We start from the raw sequence: 14772 nt of genomic DNA, 5'->3' as shown, positions 1-14772 counted from the left end.
GCGCCTTATTGCGGTTTCTGCTGTTCGAGTTCGGCGCTCAACTGCAGATACTTGAGCTTCGCGGCCGGATCGCCCTGCGCCGCCGCTGCCGCATAGTAGGCCCGGGCGACGTTCAGATTGCGTTCGACGCCATCGCCGCCGCGTTCATAGAATGATCCCGCCACATACTGCGCCGTCATGTCGCCGCCCTGCGCGGCCTTCTTGTACCAGGCGAACGCCTGCGTGTTGTCGCGCGCGGTGCCGCGGCCATCGAGAAACTGGTTGGCGAGCGCCAGTTCCGCCTGCACGTGCCCCTGATTCGCCGCGCGCAGGAACCAGCGATGCGCTTCCGCCGGATCCTTCTCGACGAACTGGCCATCGTCGTACATTTTGCCGTACACGTACTGCGCGTGCGTCATGTTGGCGTCCGCCGCGCGCCGCAGCCACTTCTTGCCTTCCGGCACATCCGCCGGGCCGCCTTCGCCGTTGAGCAGCATCATCGCGTAATTGAATTCGGCGAGACGGCTGCCTTTCTGCGCCGCGCGCCGGAATTCCGAACGCGCCGCCACGAGATTGCCGGCGTTGTAATCGGCGACGGCGTTCTGCGTGGCGAGATCGGTTGGCTTGGGCGCGGTGTCGGCATGCGCCCAAGCTGCCGCCAGCGACAGACTCATCGCCGCGATCACCCACGCCCGCGCGGTGTTCATGATCTCGCCTCCTGCAATGCCTGGCGCGTCGCCTTCAACAGCCACATCACGTCGGCGCCGATCGCCACCAGCTTGATGCCCGCCTGCGCGTACTGCTTCGCGCTGGCGGCATCCATCGCGAAGATGCCGCTCGCGATGCCCGCGCGCTGCGCCGCGTCGGCAATCTTCGTGATGGCGGCCTGCACGTCGGGATGCTTGCCGTCGCCGAGATGGCCGAGACTCGCCGCCAGATCCGCCGGCCCGATGAACAGACAGTCGACGCCCGGCGTCGCCGCGATCTCATCGACGGCTTCGAGCGCCGCCACCGATTCGATCTGCACGATGGTCACGATCTGCGCGTTGGCGGTGGTCACGTAGTCGCGGCGCATGCCGAAGGCCGCGGCGCGCACCGCGCCGGCGACGCCGCGCAGGCCGTCGAGCGCCGCCTCGGTCGGATATTGCGTGAGGCGCACGATACGCGCTGCCTCTTCCGCCGATTGCACGTTGGGGAACATCAACGTGCGCGCGCCGGCATCCAGCGCGCGCTTCACGAGCCAGCCTTCGCCGGAGGGCACGCGCACGATCGGCTCGCTTGGCAGATGCGCGGCGGCAATCGCGCGGAGTTGCGCGACCACGTCGACGCTATCGTTCGGCGAGTGCTCCATGTCGATGCAGAGCCAGTCGAAGCCCGCGTGCGCGAGCGCTTCGGCGGCATCGGCGCTGCCCAGCGACAGCCACAGGCCGAACAGGGGACCCGGCTCGGCGAGCCGCTGCTTGATGGGATTCGTGAAGGTGCTCATCGCGCGGCTCCCTCGTGGAGTGAGAGAGACGCCGCGCGCGGCCGCAGGGAGAAAAACGACGGAAGAAGTGACGGCATGCGTGCGCTCCGTGTCGTGTCGCCGTGGAGGGTGGCGACTTACCGGACGATCATACCGTGACACAAGCGCGGGCGTCGGACGTGCTTTCGCCCGCGACGGCCCGGCGTTTCAGCTGCGCTCGACGTCGGCCCAGCAGTTCGGCGTCTCGTACAGACGCAGGCGCTTCAGCTTCAGATTGACGCCGTAGTGCGCGTCGTAGACGTTCGCGAGGATGTCGAACGCGACGGCCGCCAGATTCTCGACGGTCGGAATGCGGTCCAGCACGACGGTCTTGTGATCCGTCAGCGTTTGCAGGAACTCCCGCACCTTGGTATCGCCCGAATAGACGATGAACGCATGGTCCCACTGATTGACGAGATGCTCCATCGCGAGCGCCTTGACGTCGGCGAAGTCCATCACCATGCCGCGATCCGGCGCGCCTTCCACGTCGACGAGATCGCCTTGCAGCGTGATTTCGAGCACGTAGCGATGGCCATGCAGATTACGGCACTGGCTGCGGTGATCGGGAATGCGGTGGCCCGCGTCGAATTCGAGTTTTCGGGTGATCGTCTGCACGGCGTTCAGGGGATGTTCAGGTATTTGTGGGTCTGCATCGACAGCCGCCACTTCGGATGACGCTTGCACCAGTCGATTGCCAGCTTCGTGTTGAGGTCGCGCGACGGGCCGTCCATCGGCTGGACGAGGAAGTACTCGAAGTCGAGCTTCTCATAGTCGGCCAGACGTTGGTTGTCTTGCGGCACCACGACCTTCAGTTCGTTGCCCTTCGTCACGACGAGCGGCGCGTCCGCCTTCGGGCTCACGCAAATCCAGTCGATGCTCTCCAGCACGGGCAAGGAACCGTTCGTTTCGATCGCCATCTCGAAGCCGGCTTCATGCAGCGCGTCGACGAAGGGCGCGTCGATCTGCAGCATCGGTTCGCCGCCGGTGCACACGACGAACTTGTGTTGCGCGCCTTCCGGCCACAGCGAGGCGATCTTCGCGACGAGGTCGGCGGGCGTGCGGTACTTGCCGCCATTCTCGCCGTCAGTGCCGACGAAGTCGGTGTCGCAAAACTGGCAGACGGCTTCCGCGCGATCTTCCTCGCGCCCCGACCACAGGTTGCAGCCCGCGAACCGGCAGAACACGGCCGGACGCCCGGCGTTGGCGCCTTCGCCCTGCAACGTGTAGAAGATTTCCTTGACCGCGTACGTCATGACTGCCCTGTGAACCTCGAATAGAAATCAGACTGGCGCTTCGGTGACCTGCTCGCCCGCGCGATACGCCTCGTAACCCCGCTTGCGCAGCTTGCATGCCGGACACTGGCCGCAGCCGAAGCCCCAGTCATGCAGTTCCGCGCGCTCGCCGACATAGCAGGTGTGCGTTTCCACGCGCACCAGTTCGACCAGCGCCTCGCCGCCGAGCGTTTCCGCGAGACGCCAGGTGTCGGCCTTGTCGAGCCACATGAGCGGTGTCTCCAACGCGTAACGCGTCTCCATGCCCAGATTGAGCGCGACTTGCAGCGCTTTCATGGTGTCGTCGCGGCAATCGGGATAGCCCGAGAAATCCGTCTCGCACATGCCGCCCACCAGCACCTTCAATCCACGCCGATACGCCAGCGCTGCCGCAATCGTCATGAACAGCAGATTGCGGCCCGGCACGAAGGTATTCGGCAGGCCGTTCGCGGTGGCCTCGATCTCGATCTCGCGCGTCATCGCGGTTTCGCTGATCGCGCCGAGCACCGAGAGATCGACCATGTGATCCTCACCGAGACGCTCGCTCCAGTGCGGGAATTCACGCGCGATCGCGGCGCGGAAACCGTCGCGGCATTCCAGTTCGACGCGATGCCGTTGCCCGTAATCGAAGCCCAGCGTTTCGACCGTTCTGTATCGTTCGAGCGCCCAGGCCAGGCACGTGGCCGAATCCTGGCCGCCCGAGAACAGCACGAGCGCACTGTCTTTAGCGTCTGTCCGAGTCACCGTGAAAACTCCGTACTCCGTGTATGAGAATGGCGTCGCGCGCCGTCAGGAAGTCGGAATGACCGGAATTCGCGATGAGCGGCACGGGCAGCGACGCCCCGCGCGTCCAGTATAGGCCGGCGACCTGCGCCCGGACCTGCACGCCCTTTTATGCCGTCGATAGCGGAACGGGAAAGCTCGCGTTGCGCCGCGCGATGCACGGCGCGACCGGTTCGGAGCGTCGAAAAGAAAAAGACTTGCGGGTCCGAGGACGAGGCAAGTCCTTAATTCGGCGCGAATTTTAGCATGGGAGGCGAGGATTCGCCGAGCTGGGCGCGGGGGCCGGATAAAGCGACTGCGAAGCAACCGCGCAAGATCCGATCAACGATGATCTGGCGACACGCCACAAAGAAAAAGCCCGAGAGCGTTGAGACTCTCGGGCTTTTAGCATTCTGGTGGCCTGGGTCGGAATCGAACCAACGACACGCGGATTTTCAATCCGCTGCTCTACCAACTGAGCTACCGGGCCAACGAAGAGGTGAAACTATAGCAGGATCCAACACACGCCTCAAGCCCCCGACGCAAATTTTGCTCGCTGCGGTGCGAAGAGGCGTTGGAATGAACGGCGCACGCGACGAAGTCAGCGGAATCAGACTTCGTTCTTGTTCTTGCCGAGATCCACGCCCAGTTGCTTGAGCTTGCGATACAAGTGCGTGCGTTCCAGTCCGGTCTTCTCCGCGACGCGCGTCATGCTGCCGTTCTCGCGTGCGAGGTGATATTCGAAGTAGGCGCGTTCGAAGGCATCGCGGGCATCGCGCAACGGAATGTCGAACGAAATGGACGCCGTCTGTCCCGTCTGCCCTTGCGCCGCGCCCGCTGCCGCCTCGCTCGACAGACCCGCGCCCGAGGCGCTCGGCAGCGCGGCGGCCACCGGCACGCCCGCTGCGCCCGCGCTCGCCGGCGGCTTCGCCGGGATGGCTGCGGGCGAAGGCGCCGTGCCGTGAGCCAGACCCTGCTCGACCGCCTTCAGCAGCTTCTGCAGCGCGATCGGTTTCTCCAGGAAATTGAGCGCGCCGATCTTCGTCGCCTCGACCGCCGTGTCGATGGTCGCGTGACCCGACATCATGATCACCGGCATCGTGAGCTTGCCCTGCGCGGCCCACTCCTTGAGCAGGGTGACGCCGTCGGTATCGGGCATCCAGATGTCGAGCAGCACGAGATCGGGCCTCTGTTGCAGACGGTAGTCGCGCGCGTGCTGCGCGTTTTCCGCCACGTCCACGACATGGCCCTCGTCGCTCAGGATCTCCGAAAGCAGTTCCCGGATCCCCATTTCATCGTCTACCACCAGGATGGTTGCCATTTACGCTGCCCTTGTCTGCACTGTTGCTTTTGTCGTTCCGTGACTCGCCGCCGCACCGCCGCCCGAGGCCGTGGCGCCGGGCGCCGCGGTATCGTCCGCCAGCTGTAGAAACAGGATCGATATCTGCGCGCCTTCAACCACATCCGCCGCCTTCGAGCGGTTGCGTATGTCGATGCGCGCGCCGTGCTCATCGACGATCTTCTTCACCGTTGCAAGTCCCAGGCCCGTGCCTTTCGCCTTCGTTGTGACGTAAGGCTCGAACGCGCGCGACAGAATCCGCGCCGGAAAACCCGGACCGTTGTCCGATACCGTCAGCCGGACCGCGACACGCGCGTGTCCGGAGGCATCGGGCTCGCCATATTCTACTGTTCTCGTTTCCAGCAGCACGCGCGGCTCCGCGACGTCCGCCACCGCATCCTGTGCGTTCTGCAACAGGTTGTGAATCACCTGGCGGATCTGCGTGGCATCGCCACGGATGACCGGCAGCTTCGTGAGGTCGACCTTTATCGGCGTCTTGCCGTCTTCGATGCCATACAGGGTCAGCACTTCGGCGACGAGTTCGTTCAGTTGCAGGTTGCCGAGCACCGCGGGCGGCGTACGCGCGTATTCGCGGAAATCGTCGACCATCTGCTTCATCGCCTGCACCTGATTAACGATGGTGGTTGACGCGCGCTTCAGCACCTCGGCATCCGGCTGCGAGAGCTTGTCGGCGAGCTTCATCTGCAGGCGCTCGGCCGACAGCTGAATGGGCGTGAGCGGGTTCTTGATTTCGTGTGCGAGCCGTCGCGCGACTTCGCCCCACGCCACCGAACGCTGCGCGGAAATCACGTCGGAGATGTCATCGAACACGACCACGTAGCCGGTGGTTTCCGCGTCCTCGGAATCGCCTTCGCTCACCCCCAGCAACTGCGTGCCGCGCACCAGCAGCGTGAGCGGATCGTTCTCGCCCGGCACCGTCACCGCCACCTGCTGCTGCCAGTGGCCACGGTCGCCGATCCGATGATCGCTGCCGCCCGCGGCCGCATCGCGTTCGGCGAACGCCTTCCTGACCATCGCGCCGAATTCGGCAAGCACGCCGATCTGGTCGAGCGGATGGTTCAGCAGCGCGCCGAACTGCTGGCGGAAGATGCGCTCCGCGCCGCGATTCACGGTAGTGAGACGGAACTGGCGGTCGAACACGAATACGCCCGCCGTCAGGTTCGCGAGGATACTCTCCAGATAGGCCTTCGAATGCTCCAGCGCAATGCGATTGTTTTCGACCGCCGCGCGCGCCTCGGACAGCTGGCGCGTCATCGCGTTGAAGGATTGCGTGAGGAAGCCGAGTTCGTCGCGCGAATTGATTTCACGCTTCGGCGTGTAGTCGCCTTCCGCGACCTCCTTCGTGCCCTGCGCCAGCAGGAACAGCGGCCGCGCGAGCTGATTGCCTAGCGCGAGCGCCAGCATCATCGCAATGAAGGTGGCGAGGAACAACGCGAGCGTCAGCGTGCCGATATACATCTTGCGCAGGCCGGTGCGCCCGAGGCGCTTCTCCTGATACTCGCGATACGCCCGCTGCACGGCATCCGCGTTGCGCGCGAGCTCCTGACTCACGGGCTGCTCGATCTGCAGGAAGCGGTCGACGTGCTGGAATTCCGTGGTGGTGGACGGGTCGGGAATCTTCGTAACCACCCGCAGCCGCAGTGCGCCCTTCGGCCCGTTCGAGGTTGGATCGCCGTCGATCTCGCCTTCAATCGCGCCATACGGATGATCCTGCGCCTGCTTGAGCATCGTGCCGGTGGGCTCGTTGGCGGGCAGCAGCGCGTAGTAGTTGCCGGACGCCTGCGCGACCGTGCGCAGACCCGGCACGCGCGACGAGCCGCCGTTCACCGAGAGGTCTTCGCGGTTGTACTGGTCGCGCGGACGTTCGAACACCACGGCGTCCTGCACGCCGTACTGGTCGCGCAGACGCAGCAGCGCGAGCGTGAGGCTCGACGGGTCGGCGCTGGCGAGCTGGTCGCTCATCTGACGGCCGCGGTTCTTGAAGTCAGCGAGCGAGGTTTCGAGCATGCCGCGCCCGAGCGTCAGACCCGACGTGAGCGCGGTTTCCACGTTCACGTCGAACCACGACTCGATGCTGCGCGAGACGAACTGATACGAAACCACGTAGATGATCGCGCCCGGCACCACGCCGACGAGCGCGAAGATGAACGCGAGCTTGGCCAGCAGCCGCGTGCCGAAGCGCCCCTGTCTCACCCGCGTCACGATGATGATGAACAGGCTGATGACGATCAGCATGAAGACGACTGCCACCGCGACGTTGGCCGCGTAGAGCCAGCCGTAATAGCGGTCGAAGAACTCCGTGTTCGCGCTCGCGAGCGCGAGCATCACGAGCAGGAGCACTGCCGTGACCGCCACCGTGGAGACCAGCAAGCGGACGACGAAACTCTTCATGTCCGTGCGGCCGCGTCGAAATCTATTTCGCACGTTCTGCCGCCGTAAAAGTGAAACGCTTCCAGTCGGAAGCGAGGTTCCAGTCGCGGTTGTTCACCGCGTCGATCTGGAACGGCTTGGGCATCAGCGCGATGTCGAGTTGCATGCGCACCGATGCGGTATACGTTTGGCCGCCCTGCACCTGATTGCGGTCGATCACATGCCACGAAGTGACATGCTTGATGACCGCGAGCGCTTCGTCCAGTGAGGCGAAACGCAACTGCAAGCCGCCTGTGGATACGCGATATTCGTTGGTCAGCGGCTGATAGGACAGGCGAATGCTTTGCGAGACATTGACCGGCTCTTCGTCGAACCAGTACCAGCGCGGCCGCGACAGATTGAAGTCGATCGTGAAGTAGAGCGGGACGCTGCGGTTCACGGCTTCTTCGAGGCTGCTGTTGAGGTCGAAGTCGAAATGCGCGTCGAGGCTCCAGCCGTTGCTGTCCGCCTGCAGCGACGCGCGCTGCACGCCGATGGTTTCGGCGTGGGCGGCATTGGGCGCGGCGAAACTCAGCCAGAGCGCCAGCGCAGTCCAGATGACGGCCGCGAGCCTGAGCGGAAGGAAGCGTTTGATCGTCACCGTTTCTGAAAGCGCGCGTAGAAGAATCCGTCGTGATCCGCGATGGCCGCCGCGTGCCGACCGGACGATGAACCGGCGCCTGGCGCCTCGACCGGAACAGAGCCTGCGAGATTTGTACCGTCCGGTAAACCGTGCGCCGCGCCCGCGCCTGCGTGCGCCGCAGTCGGCAGCAATTGCCCCGGCGCGTCCAATCGTACCGCATCTTCATGGACCGTTCCAAACCAGCGGGCCTGCTCCTCGCCTTCCTCGGGAAAGATCGAGCACGTCACGTAGAGCAGCTCGCCGCCCTTCGCCAGCAACGGCCACAGCGCGGACAGGATGCGCCGCTGCTCGGCGACGAGCGCGGCAATGTCCGACTCGCGCCGCAGCCAGCGAATGTCCGGATGACGACGCACGATCCCCGAGGCCGAACAGGGCACGTCGGCGAGGATGCGATCGAATGGCTTGCCGTCGAACCAGTGCGCGGGGTCGCCGGCGTCGCCGGTCTGGATGTGCGCTTCGAGTTTCAGGCGCGCGAGATTCTGTGCGATGCGGGTGGCGCGCTCGGCGTCGCTCTCCAGCGCGATCAGCTCGACGTTCGCCAGTTCGAGAACGTGACCGGTCTTGCCGCCGGGCGCCGCGCAGGCGTCGAGCACACGCATGCCGTCCTGCACGCCGAGCAGTTGCGCGGCGACTTGCGCGCCCGCGTCCTGCACCGAGACGACGCCTTCGTCAAAGCCGGGAATGCGGTCCACGGCCAGCGGCGTTCTCAGCCGCACCGCGTGCGTGCCGACGACGTCGGCTTCGATATGGGCTTCATGCAGGCGCGCCAGGTACGCTTCGACGCTCGCCCGGCGCGCGTTCACGCGCAAGGTCAGCGGCCCCTGATGATTGCCTGCTTCGAGAATGCGCTCCCAGGCCTCCGGCTGGCCGCGCTTCACCGCGTCGATCCACCACTGCGGATAGTTCCAGCGCACGACGGGTTGCGTGCGAGCTTCGTCGATCAACGCGTCGCGCTCGCGCAGGAAAGCGCGCAACACCGCGTTCACCAAGCCCTTCGCGAACGCGAATTCGCGGCGCGCCGCGATCGCGCCCACCGCTTGATCCACCACGGTGAATGGCGCGTAGGCGGCGTGGGCTTCGTCATCGGCGAGCAGGGTGAATGCGCAACTCAGCACGTTGCCGACGTGCGGCGGCGGCGCTTTCTTCACGAGCTTGCGCAACAGGGCATCGGCGAGAGCGAGGCGGCGCATCGTGCGATACGCGATGTCCTGCACCGCGCCGCGCGCGCTCGCCTGCCTCGATGCCGCGATGACCGTCTGCAACGCCGCCGGCAGCGACGAGCCAGCACGCACCGCGCCGACGGCCTGCGCCGCGCAATCGAGCGCGAACCCGAGTGAATCGGGCGCGAGGCGAAGCGCGCTCAGGCGTGAGTGCGCGGCGGCGGGCCGGCGGGAAGGCTGTTCGGTCATGAGGAAACGGAAACGGTCGGACGACAAGCGGACGGCTTGCGTGGAACGGGGATTGTAACGTGCAGGATTCGCGAGCCCGGACATGCGGCGGCGAGGCGCGTCCCGCGCGCAAAAAAAAGCCGTTCCGCTACCTCCGGAACGGCCTTCGTCACACGCCTGGAAGCGTCAGAAGCGGCCCGTGCGCGCCATTTCCATCAGCCGCGCGACGCGCTCTTCAGTGGCCGGGTGCGTCGAGAACAAGTTGGCGATGCCGCCGCCCGAGAGCGGATTCATGATCATCATCTGCGCGGTGGCCGGATGCGCTTCCGCCGTCGGGAACGGCACGCCGGACGCATAGGCGTGGATCTTCTCGAGCGCGCTCGCAAGCGACTGCGGATCGCCGGAAATCTCCGCGCCGCCGCGATCCGCTTCGAATTCGCGCGCCCGCGAAATCGCCATCTGGATCATGGCGCCCGCGATCGGCGCGAGGATCGCCACCAAAATGCTCGCTATGGGATTCGACGGCCGGCCTTCCGAATCGCGTCCGCCGAAGAACATCGCGAAGTTCGCGAGCGCCGAGATGGCGCCGGCCATGGTGGCCGAGATCGTCGAGATCAGGATGTCGCGGTGCTTCACGTGCGCCAATTCGTGCGCCATCACGCCGCGCATTTCACGCTCGGACAGCACGCGCAGAATGCCCGTGGTCGCCGCTACGGCCGCGTGCTCCGGATTGCGGCCCGTGGCGAACGCATTCGGCGCGTCTTCGTTGATCAGGTAGACGCGCGGCATCGGCAACTGCGCCCGCGTGGCCAGCTCCCGCACCATGCGATAGAACTGCGGCGCGGTCGTCTCGTCCACTTCCTGCGCGTTATACATGCGCAGGACCATCTTGTCCGAGAACCAGTACGAAAAGAAATTCATGCCCAGCGCGATGAGCAGCGCGAGCATCATGCCCTTCGACCCGCCGATCACGCCGCCGATCACGGCGAAGAGGGCCGTGATCGCAGCCATCAGCATCGCGGTTTTGACCCAGTTGAACATATGCGGAACTCCTCTCCCTATGTACGGTGCGCGCGAGGCGCGGTGCTCCCGGCCCATGCGACCGGAACAATGATTGTAAGCAAAATGTTAGATAGGGGTGTCCGTCGATAATTCAATTGGCCGGACGCGATTTATCGATGCGACGTCGCGAGCTTGATGCCCAGCCCGACAAAGGCGCCGCCGACCGTGCGGTCGAGCCATTTGCGCACGCCTGTCTTGCCTGCGAAGCGTTCGGTCACGCTGCCCGCAATCCACGCAACGAAGCTGTTCCAGACCGTGCTCATGGCAATGAAGACCATGCCGAGCGTCAGGAAGGCGAGCGTCTTGTGCTGACTATCGGCCGCGACGAATTGCGGGAAGAACGATACGAAGAACAGCACGACCTTCGGATTCAGCACATTGGTGATGAAACCTTGCGCGAACAGCCGGTGCAGCGGTTTGGGCGCGGCCTTTTCGGATGCTTGCGGGTCGTGGGATGCGGCCGCGTCCTCATGCTTCGCGAACAGCAAACGGACGCCGAGATAAATCAGATAAATCGCGCCGGCAATCTTGACGACCGTGAAGGCCGTTGCCGATGCCGCGAGAATCGCCGTCAAGCCGAACGCGGTGGCGAGCGTATGCACGATGCAACCCGCGGAAATGCCGAGCGCCGACACGACGCCCGCGCCACGCCCCTGCGCGACGCTTCGCCCGACGATATAGGCCGTGTCGGGACCCGGCGTGACGTTCAGCAGGAAAACAGCAATGAGGAAGAAGGTGAAACCGGTAATGCCGAGCATCGGGAACTCCAGACTGACAGACGCGTGTTGACAGCTTCTTATTTTAGCGCCGCGCCTGTTTGCACGTTCTTCAGATCAGCGTGAAACGCTGCCCTTTCACCAGCGGTGCGCCGGCAAGAAACTCGCGCACGGGCAGACGCTTGCCGCCCGGTTTTTGCAGTTGCGTGAGCTTGAGCGCCCCGCTGCCGCACGTCACGACGATGCCGTCCGGACCGATCTCCGCGATCGTGCCGGCGTTGCCCTGAGACGCGGCAGACTCGACTGGCTGGGCCGCCCAGATCTTGATCGCCGCGCCGTCCAGTGTGCCGAACGCGCCGGGGAAGGGATCGAGCGCGCGGATCTGGCGTCCGAGTTCCTGCGCGGAGCGTCGCCAGTCGAGCGCCGCTTCGTTCTTGGCGATCTTTTCGGCATACGTGATGCCTTCTTCCGGCTGAGGCGTGGACGGCAGCGCGCCGTCGCGTTCCAGGTCGCGCAGCGCGGCCACGATCAACTCCGCGCCCATCTGCGCGAGCCGGTCGTGCAGCGACGCGGTGGAATCGTCGGGACGAATGGCCGTGCGCCCTTCGCGGATCATCGCGCCCGTGTCGAGGCCGGCGTCCATCTGCATCAGCGTGATGCCGGTTTCGGCGTCGCCCGCCTCGATGGCCCGGTGGATCGGCGCGGCGCCCCGCCAGCGCGGCAGCAGCGACGCGTGAATGTTGATGGCGCCGCGCGGCGCAATGTCGAGCACTTCCTGCGGCAGGATCAGCCCATAGGCGGCGACCACCATCACGTCATGCGGCGTGGCCTTCAACAGATCGATGGCTTCGGCGGCTTCCTGCGGATACTTGCCCGCGCGGCGCAGCGAGGTGGGTTGCGCGACGGCCAAACCGTGCTCGACGGCAAAGCGCTTGACCGGACTGGCCGTCAGCTTCATGCCGCGTCCCGCTGGCCGGTCCGGCTGCGTCAGGACCAGAGGCACCGAAAAGCCCGCCGCGTGAATGGCCGCCAGCGCGGCGGAAGCGAATTCGGGTGTACCGGCGAAAACCACACGCAGCGACTGGCTCATGACTTACAGCGCCTTTTCCAGCTTTTTCATCTTGCCGCGAATACGGGTCTGCTTGAGCGTGGACAGGTATTCGACAAACACGTGACCCGCCAGATGATCCATTTCGTGCTGGATGCACACGGCAAGGAGCTCCTCGCAATCGAGTTCGAAGGTTTCGCCCTTTTCGTTGAGCGCCTTCACGCGGACCTTGTCCGGCCGCTCCACGAAGTCATAGATGCCCGGCACCGACAGACACCCTTCTTCCCACTCTTTCTTGCCCTCGCTCGACCAGACGATTTCCGGATTGATGAAGACCATCAGTTCGTCATGCGCGTCCGAGGTGTCGATCACGATCACGCGCTCATGCACGTCCACCTGGGTTGCAGCGAGGCCGACGCCCGGTGCGGCATACATGGTTTCGGCCATGTCGGCGACGAGCTTGCGGATGCGGTCGTCCACGACGGCGACGGGCTTCGCCACCTTGTTCAGACGCTTGTCCGGGTAGTTGAGTATCTTGAGCAGAGCCATGATTCGGATTGTCTACGCGCGCCGCGACGCGTGTAAATCGGCCATTCGGCCAGGTTGCGGGGAAGGAGCGGCTTGCCAAAAAATATGCGGGTGAATCCGCTGGATTCAACGCCGCCGGCAAGCGGCCCGTACGCGTCGCATCAGGCCTGAGCGCGAGGCCGGGCGACGTTTCTCAATGTCTTTCGGATCAAAAATCTTAACATGACGACCGTCGCCCCGCCGACCGGAGCCAGCGCCTCTCCGCCCGCCGCAGAAGAACTCCGCGCCTGGCTGCGGCTCGCCCATGCTCGCGGATTGCGGCCACTCCCATTGCGCCAGTTGCTGGCGGCCTTCGGCGGACCGTGCGAAGTGCTGGCGGAGAGCTTTGCGTCGCTCGCGCGAATCGCCGGCCCGGGCGCCGCAGAAGCCGTGCTGGCGCCGGCCGCCGAGATCGAAGGGACATCGTTCGGCCACTATATTGAAGGAGCGCTCGCGTGGGCGTCCGAGCCGGGCAACCGCATCCTGACGCTCGCCGACAGCGACTACCCGCAAGCCCTGCTCAACATGCCCGATCCGCCCGCGCTGCTGTACGCAAAAGGCCGGCTCGAGCGGCTGCAGGCACGCGCGGTTGCCATCGTCGGCAGCCGGCACGCCACGCCACAGGGACTCGAGGACGCGCGGCGGTTCGCACTCGCGCTGTCGGGCGCGGGGCTCGCCGTGGTGTCCGGCCTGGCGCTCGGGATCGACGCCGCCGCGCATCGCGGGGCGCTGGCGAGCGCTGCCGGCACCATCGCCGTGATCGGCACGGGCGCGGACCTCGTCTATCCGTCCGCGCATCGCGCGCTCGCGCATGAAATCGCCCGGGAAGGCGCCATCCTGTCCGAATGGCCGCTCGGCACGCCCGCGCGGTCCGCCAACTTCCCGCAACGCAACCGGTTGATTGCGGGCCTGTCGGGCGGCGTGCTGATCGTCGAGGCCGCGATGCGCTCCGGCTCGCTCATCACGGCCCGCCTTGCCAACGAAATGGGGCGCGACGTCTTCGCGCTTCCCGGGTCCATTCATGCGCCGCTGGCTCAGGGTTGTCATCGGCTGATCAAACAAGGAGCCAAGCTCGTGGAAACGCCGGAGGAGATCCTCGAGGAATTCGGCTTTCCGGCTCCGGCTACCGCCGCCGCTGGCCGCAGTACGGCATCGCGGCCGGTCAGCGCATCGTGGGCCTCCGCGCGCTTGCCCTCGGAGAACGAGCTCGGCGAGCAGGCCGCGCGCGTGCTCGCCGCCCTCGGCCACGCACCGGCGACCCTTGAAATACTCGCCGCGCGCACCCAGTTCGACGGCGCGGCGCTGCAAGGTACGTTGCTGCAACTCGAAATGAGCGGCCGCGTGACGCCGCTGCCGGGCGGCCGTTACACGGCGGTGGAGCGGCCATAACGTGCCAGCAGGTCACGCCGCTGCCGGGCGCTGGCTATTCGGCCGTGAAGCGACCTTAACGCGGCGTCATGCTACATTCGCGAAAAAAATGTACCGCCCCCGCCGTCGAACAAGAGGATTTCGTTGAAACCATGCCCGCGCTGAATCTCGATACCGATGCCGAGCGCATCGCTGAGCGCATCGCCGAGCCCGGCACGCTGTTCGTCGCCTGCCTGTGCGCCGAATGGTGCGGCACGTGCCGCGAATATCTCGATGGTTTCAATGCGCTGGCCGACACACATCCCGATATCTGTTTCGCATGGATCGACATTGAAAATCATGCCGATCTCCTCGACGACCTCGACGTGGAAAATTTTCCGACGATTCTGATCGAGGACTCGGTCACAACCCGTTTCTTCGGCACCGTGCTACCGCAAGCGTCAATCGTCCAGCGCCTGCTGACCGACCTCACCGCGCTGCCCAATATGGCCGGCGCGCCCAAGTTGCGGCCCATCCTTGCCATGGCGTGACCGTCGCCCCTCTGCATCGGGACGGAGCGCGAATGTGTAGAAGTGCCCAAAAAAGGGACAGGAAACGGACAAAAGGCGGGCACGAATTGCGCGCAGCGCCATGTTCAATTCACCTTTTCGGGCAGCCGAGCGCAACGCCGCCCTCGCGCTTCGACGCCCACCGCC

At 65.2% G+C, this 14772-nt stretch carries 15 protein-coding genes and 1 tRNA gene; 2 read left to right on the top strand and 14 right to left on the bottom strand.

The window, feature by feature from the left end:
* Positions 1-5: 5 nt before the first annotated feature.
* The 14 genes from QCE63_RS01790 to def all read right to left on the bottom strand — a co-directional run bounded on the left by QCE63_RS01790 (position 6) and on the right by def (position 12691).
* The gene (locus QCE63_RS01790) at positions 6-686 is read right to left on the bottom strand and encodes a tetratricopeptide repeat protein (protein WP_309829957.1); all 681 of its coding nucleotides are present in this window, start codon (positions 684-686) and stop codon (positions 6-8) included.
* A complete protein-coding gene (locus QCE63_RS01785) occupies positions 683-1465 on the bottom strand; it encodes an aldolase/citrate lyase family protein (protein ID WP_309829955.1) in 783 nt (260 codons plus the stop codon). Before QCE63_RS01785 ends, QCE63_RS01790 begins: the two co-directional genes overlap by 4 nt.
* A gap of 186 nt (positions 1466-1651) precedes the next feature.
* The gene (queD, locus tag QCE63_RS01780) at positions 1652-2098 is read right to left on the bottom strand and encodes a 6-carboxytetrahydropterin synthase QueD (RefSeq protein ID WP_309806937.1); all 447 of its coding nucleotides are present in this window, start codon (positions 2096-2098) and stop codon (positions 1652-1654) included.
* A 5-nt stretch (positions 2099-2103) separates the two neighbouring features.
* The gene (gene queE, locus QCE63_RS01775) at positions 2104-2736 is read right to left on the bottom strand and encodes a 7-carboxy-7-deazaguanine synthase (protein WP_309829953.1); all 633 of its coding nucleotides are present in this window, start codon (positions 2734-2736) and stop codon (positions 2104-2106) included.
* Between the two features lie 27 nt (positions 2737-2763).
* A complete protein-coding gene (gene queC / locus QCE63_RS01770) occupies positions 2764-3498 on the bottom strand; it encodes a 7-cyano-7-deazaguanine synthase QueC (RefSeq protein WP_309829952.1) in 735 nt (244 codons plus the stop codon).
* 432 nt (positions 3499-3930) lie between these two features.
* Positions 3931-4006, bottom strand: a tRNA-Phe gene (locus tag QCE63_RS01765).
* Positions 4007-4126: 120 nt separating this feature from the next.
* On the bottom strand, positions 4127-4837 hold the full coding sequence (gene esaR, locus QCE63_RS01760; protein WP_309829950.1) for a response regulator transcription factor EsaR: 711 nt from the start codon (positions 4835-4837) through the stop codon (positions 4127-4129).
* Positions 4838-7267: a PAS domain-containing sensor histidine kinase gene (locus QCE63_RS01755; RefSeq protein ID WP_309829948.1), complete on the bottom strand. Its 2430-nt coding sequence runs from the start codon at positions 7265-7267 to the stop codon at positions 4838-4840.
* Between the two features lie 22 nt (positions 7268-7289).
* Entirely contained in the window at positions 7290-7886 is a 597-nt protein-coding gene (locus QCE63_RS01750; protein ID WP_309829946.1) for a DUF4390 domain-containing protein, read from the bottom strand.
* Positions 7883-9337, bottom strand: a complete 1455-nt coding sequence (gene rsmB / locus QCE63_RS01745; protein ID WP_309829944.1) for a 16S rRNA (cytosine(967)-C(5))-methyltransferase RsmB — start codon at positions 9335-9337, stop codon at positions 7883-7885. The genes QCE63_RS01750 and rsmB overlap by 4 nt, the downstream gene beginning before the upstream one ends.
* A 165-nt stretch (positions 9338-9502) precedes the next feature.
* Positions 9503-10357, bottom strand: coding sequence for a zinc metalloprotease HtpX (gene htpX, locus QCE63_RS01740; protein WP_309829940.1), 855 nt, complete (start codon positions 10355-10357; stop codon positions 9503-9505).
* 131 nt (positions 10358-10488) lie between these two features.
* The gene (locus tag QCE63_RS01735; RefSeq protein WP_309829938.1) at positions 10489-11136 is read right to left on the bottom strand and encodes a LysE family translocator; all 648 of its coding nucleotides are present in this window, start codon (positions 11134-11136) and stop codon (positions 10489-10491) included.
* Positions 11137-11206: 70 nt separating this feature from the next.
* Positions 11207-12184 carry a methionyl-tRNA formyltransferase gene (gene fmt / locus QCE63_RS01730; RefSeq protein ID WP_309829936.1) on the bottom strand — a complete coding sequence of 326 codons (978 nt, stop codon included), beginning with the start codon at positions 12182-12184 and terminating at the stop codon, positions 11207-11209.
* A 3-nt stretch (positions 12185-12187) separates the two neighbouring features.
* Positions 12188-12691 carry a peptide deformylase gene (gene def, locus QCE63_RS01725; protein ID WP_309829934.1) on the bottom strand — a complete coding sequence of 168 codons (504 nt, stop codon included), beginning with the start codon at positions 12689-12691 and terminating at the stop codon, positions 12188-12190.
* Between the two features lie 201 nt (positions 12692-12892).
* Here def and dprA point away from each other — a divergent pair, with 201 nt between their 5' ends.
* Positions 12893-14098 (top strand): DNA-processing protein DprA, encoded by a 1206-nt coding sequence (gene dprA, locus QCE63_RS01720; protein ID WP_309829932.1) that lies wholly within the window; start codon positions 12893-12895, stop codon positions 14096-14098.
* Between the two features lie 131 nt (positions 14099-14229).
* Positions 14230-14607: a thioredoxin family protein gene (locus QCE63_RS01715; RefSeq protein WP_309829930.1), complete on the top strand. Its 378-nt coding sequence runs from the start codon at positions 14230-14232 to the stop codon at positions 14605-14607.
* The last annotated feature ends 165 nt before the right edge of the window (positions 14608-14772 follow it).

The organism is Caballeronia sp. LZ065 (genome assembly GCF_031450975.1).
In the GTDB taxonomy this organism is placed as follows: domain Bacteria; phylum Pseudomonadota; class Gammaproteobacteria; order Burkholderiales; family Burkholderiaceae; genus Caballeronia.
The sequence above is the reverse complement of the archived record's forward strand: the minus strand, read 5'-3'. Positions and strand labels throughout refer to the sequence as shown.

What these genes read in the sequence shown, in the direction of transcription:
- QCE63_RS01790 (WP_309829957.1), bottom strand. Translation starts at nt 686, where the DNA reads ATGAACACCGCGCGGGCGTGGGTGATCGCGGCGATGAGTCTGTCGCTG.
- QCE63_RS01785 (WP_309829955.1), bottom strand. Translation starts at nt 1,465, where the DNA reads ATGAGCACCTTCACGAATCCCATCAAGCAGCGGCTCGCCGAGCCGGGT.
- queE (WP_309829953.1), bottom strand. Translation starts at nt 2,736, where the DNA reads ATGACGTACGCGGTCAAGGAAATCTTCTACACGTTGCAGGGCGAAGGC.
- esaR (WP_309829950.1), bottom strand. Translation starts at nt 4,837, where the DNA reads ATGGCAACCATCCTGGTGGTAGACGATGAAATGGGGATCCGGGAACTG.
- QCE63_RS01755 (WP_309829948.1), bottom strand. Translation starts at nt 7,267, where the DNA reads ATGAAGAGTTTCGTCGTCCGCTTGCTGGTCTCCACGGTGGCGGTCACG.
- rsmB (WP_309829944.1), bottom strand. Translation starts at nt 9,337, where the DNA reads ATGACCGAACAGCCTTCCCGCCGGCCCGCCGCCGCGCACTCACGCCTG.
- htpX (WP_309829940.1), bottom strand. Translation starts at nt 10,357, where the DNA reads ATGTTCAACTGGGTCAAAACCGCGATGCTGATGGCTGCGATCACGGCC.
- QCE63_RS01735 (WP_309829938.1), bottom strand. Translation starts at nt 11,136, where the DNA reads ATGCTCGGCATTACCGGTTTCACCTTCTTCCTCATTGCTGTTTTCCTG.
- fmt (WP_309829936.1), bottom strand. Translation starts at nt 12,184, where the DNA reads ATGAGCCAGTCGCTGCGTGTGGTTTTCGCCGGTACACCCGAATTCGCT.
- def (WP_309829934.1), bottom strand. Translation starts at nt 12,691, where the DNA reads ATGGCTCTGCTCAAGATACTCAACTACCCGGACAAGCGTCTGAACAAG.
- dprA (WP_309829932.1), top strand. Translation starts at nt 12,893, where the DNA reads ATGACGACCGTCGCCCCGCCGACCGGAGCCAGCGCCTCTCCGCCCGCC.
- QCE63_RS01715 (WP_309829930.1), top strand. Translation starts at nt 14,230, where the DNA reads ATGCCCGCGCTGAATCTCGATACCGATGCCGAGCGCATCGCTGAGCGC.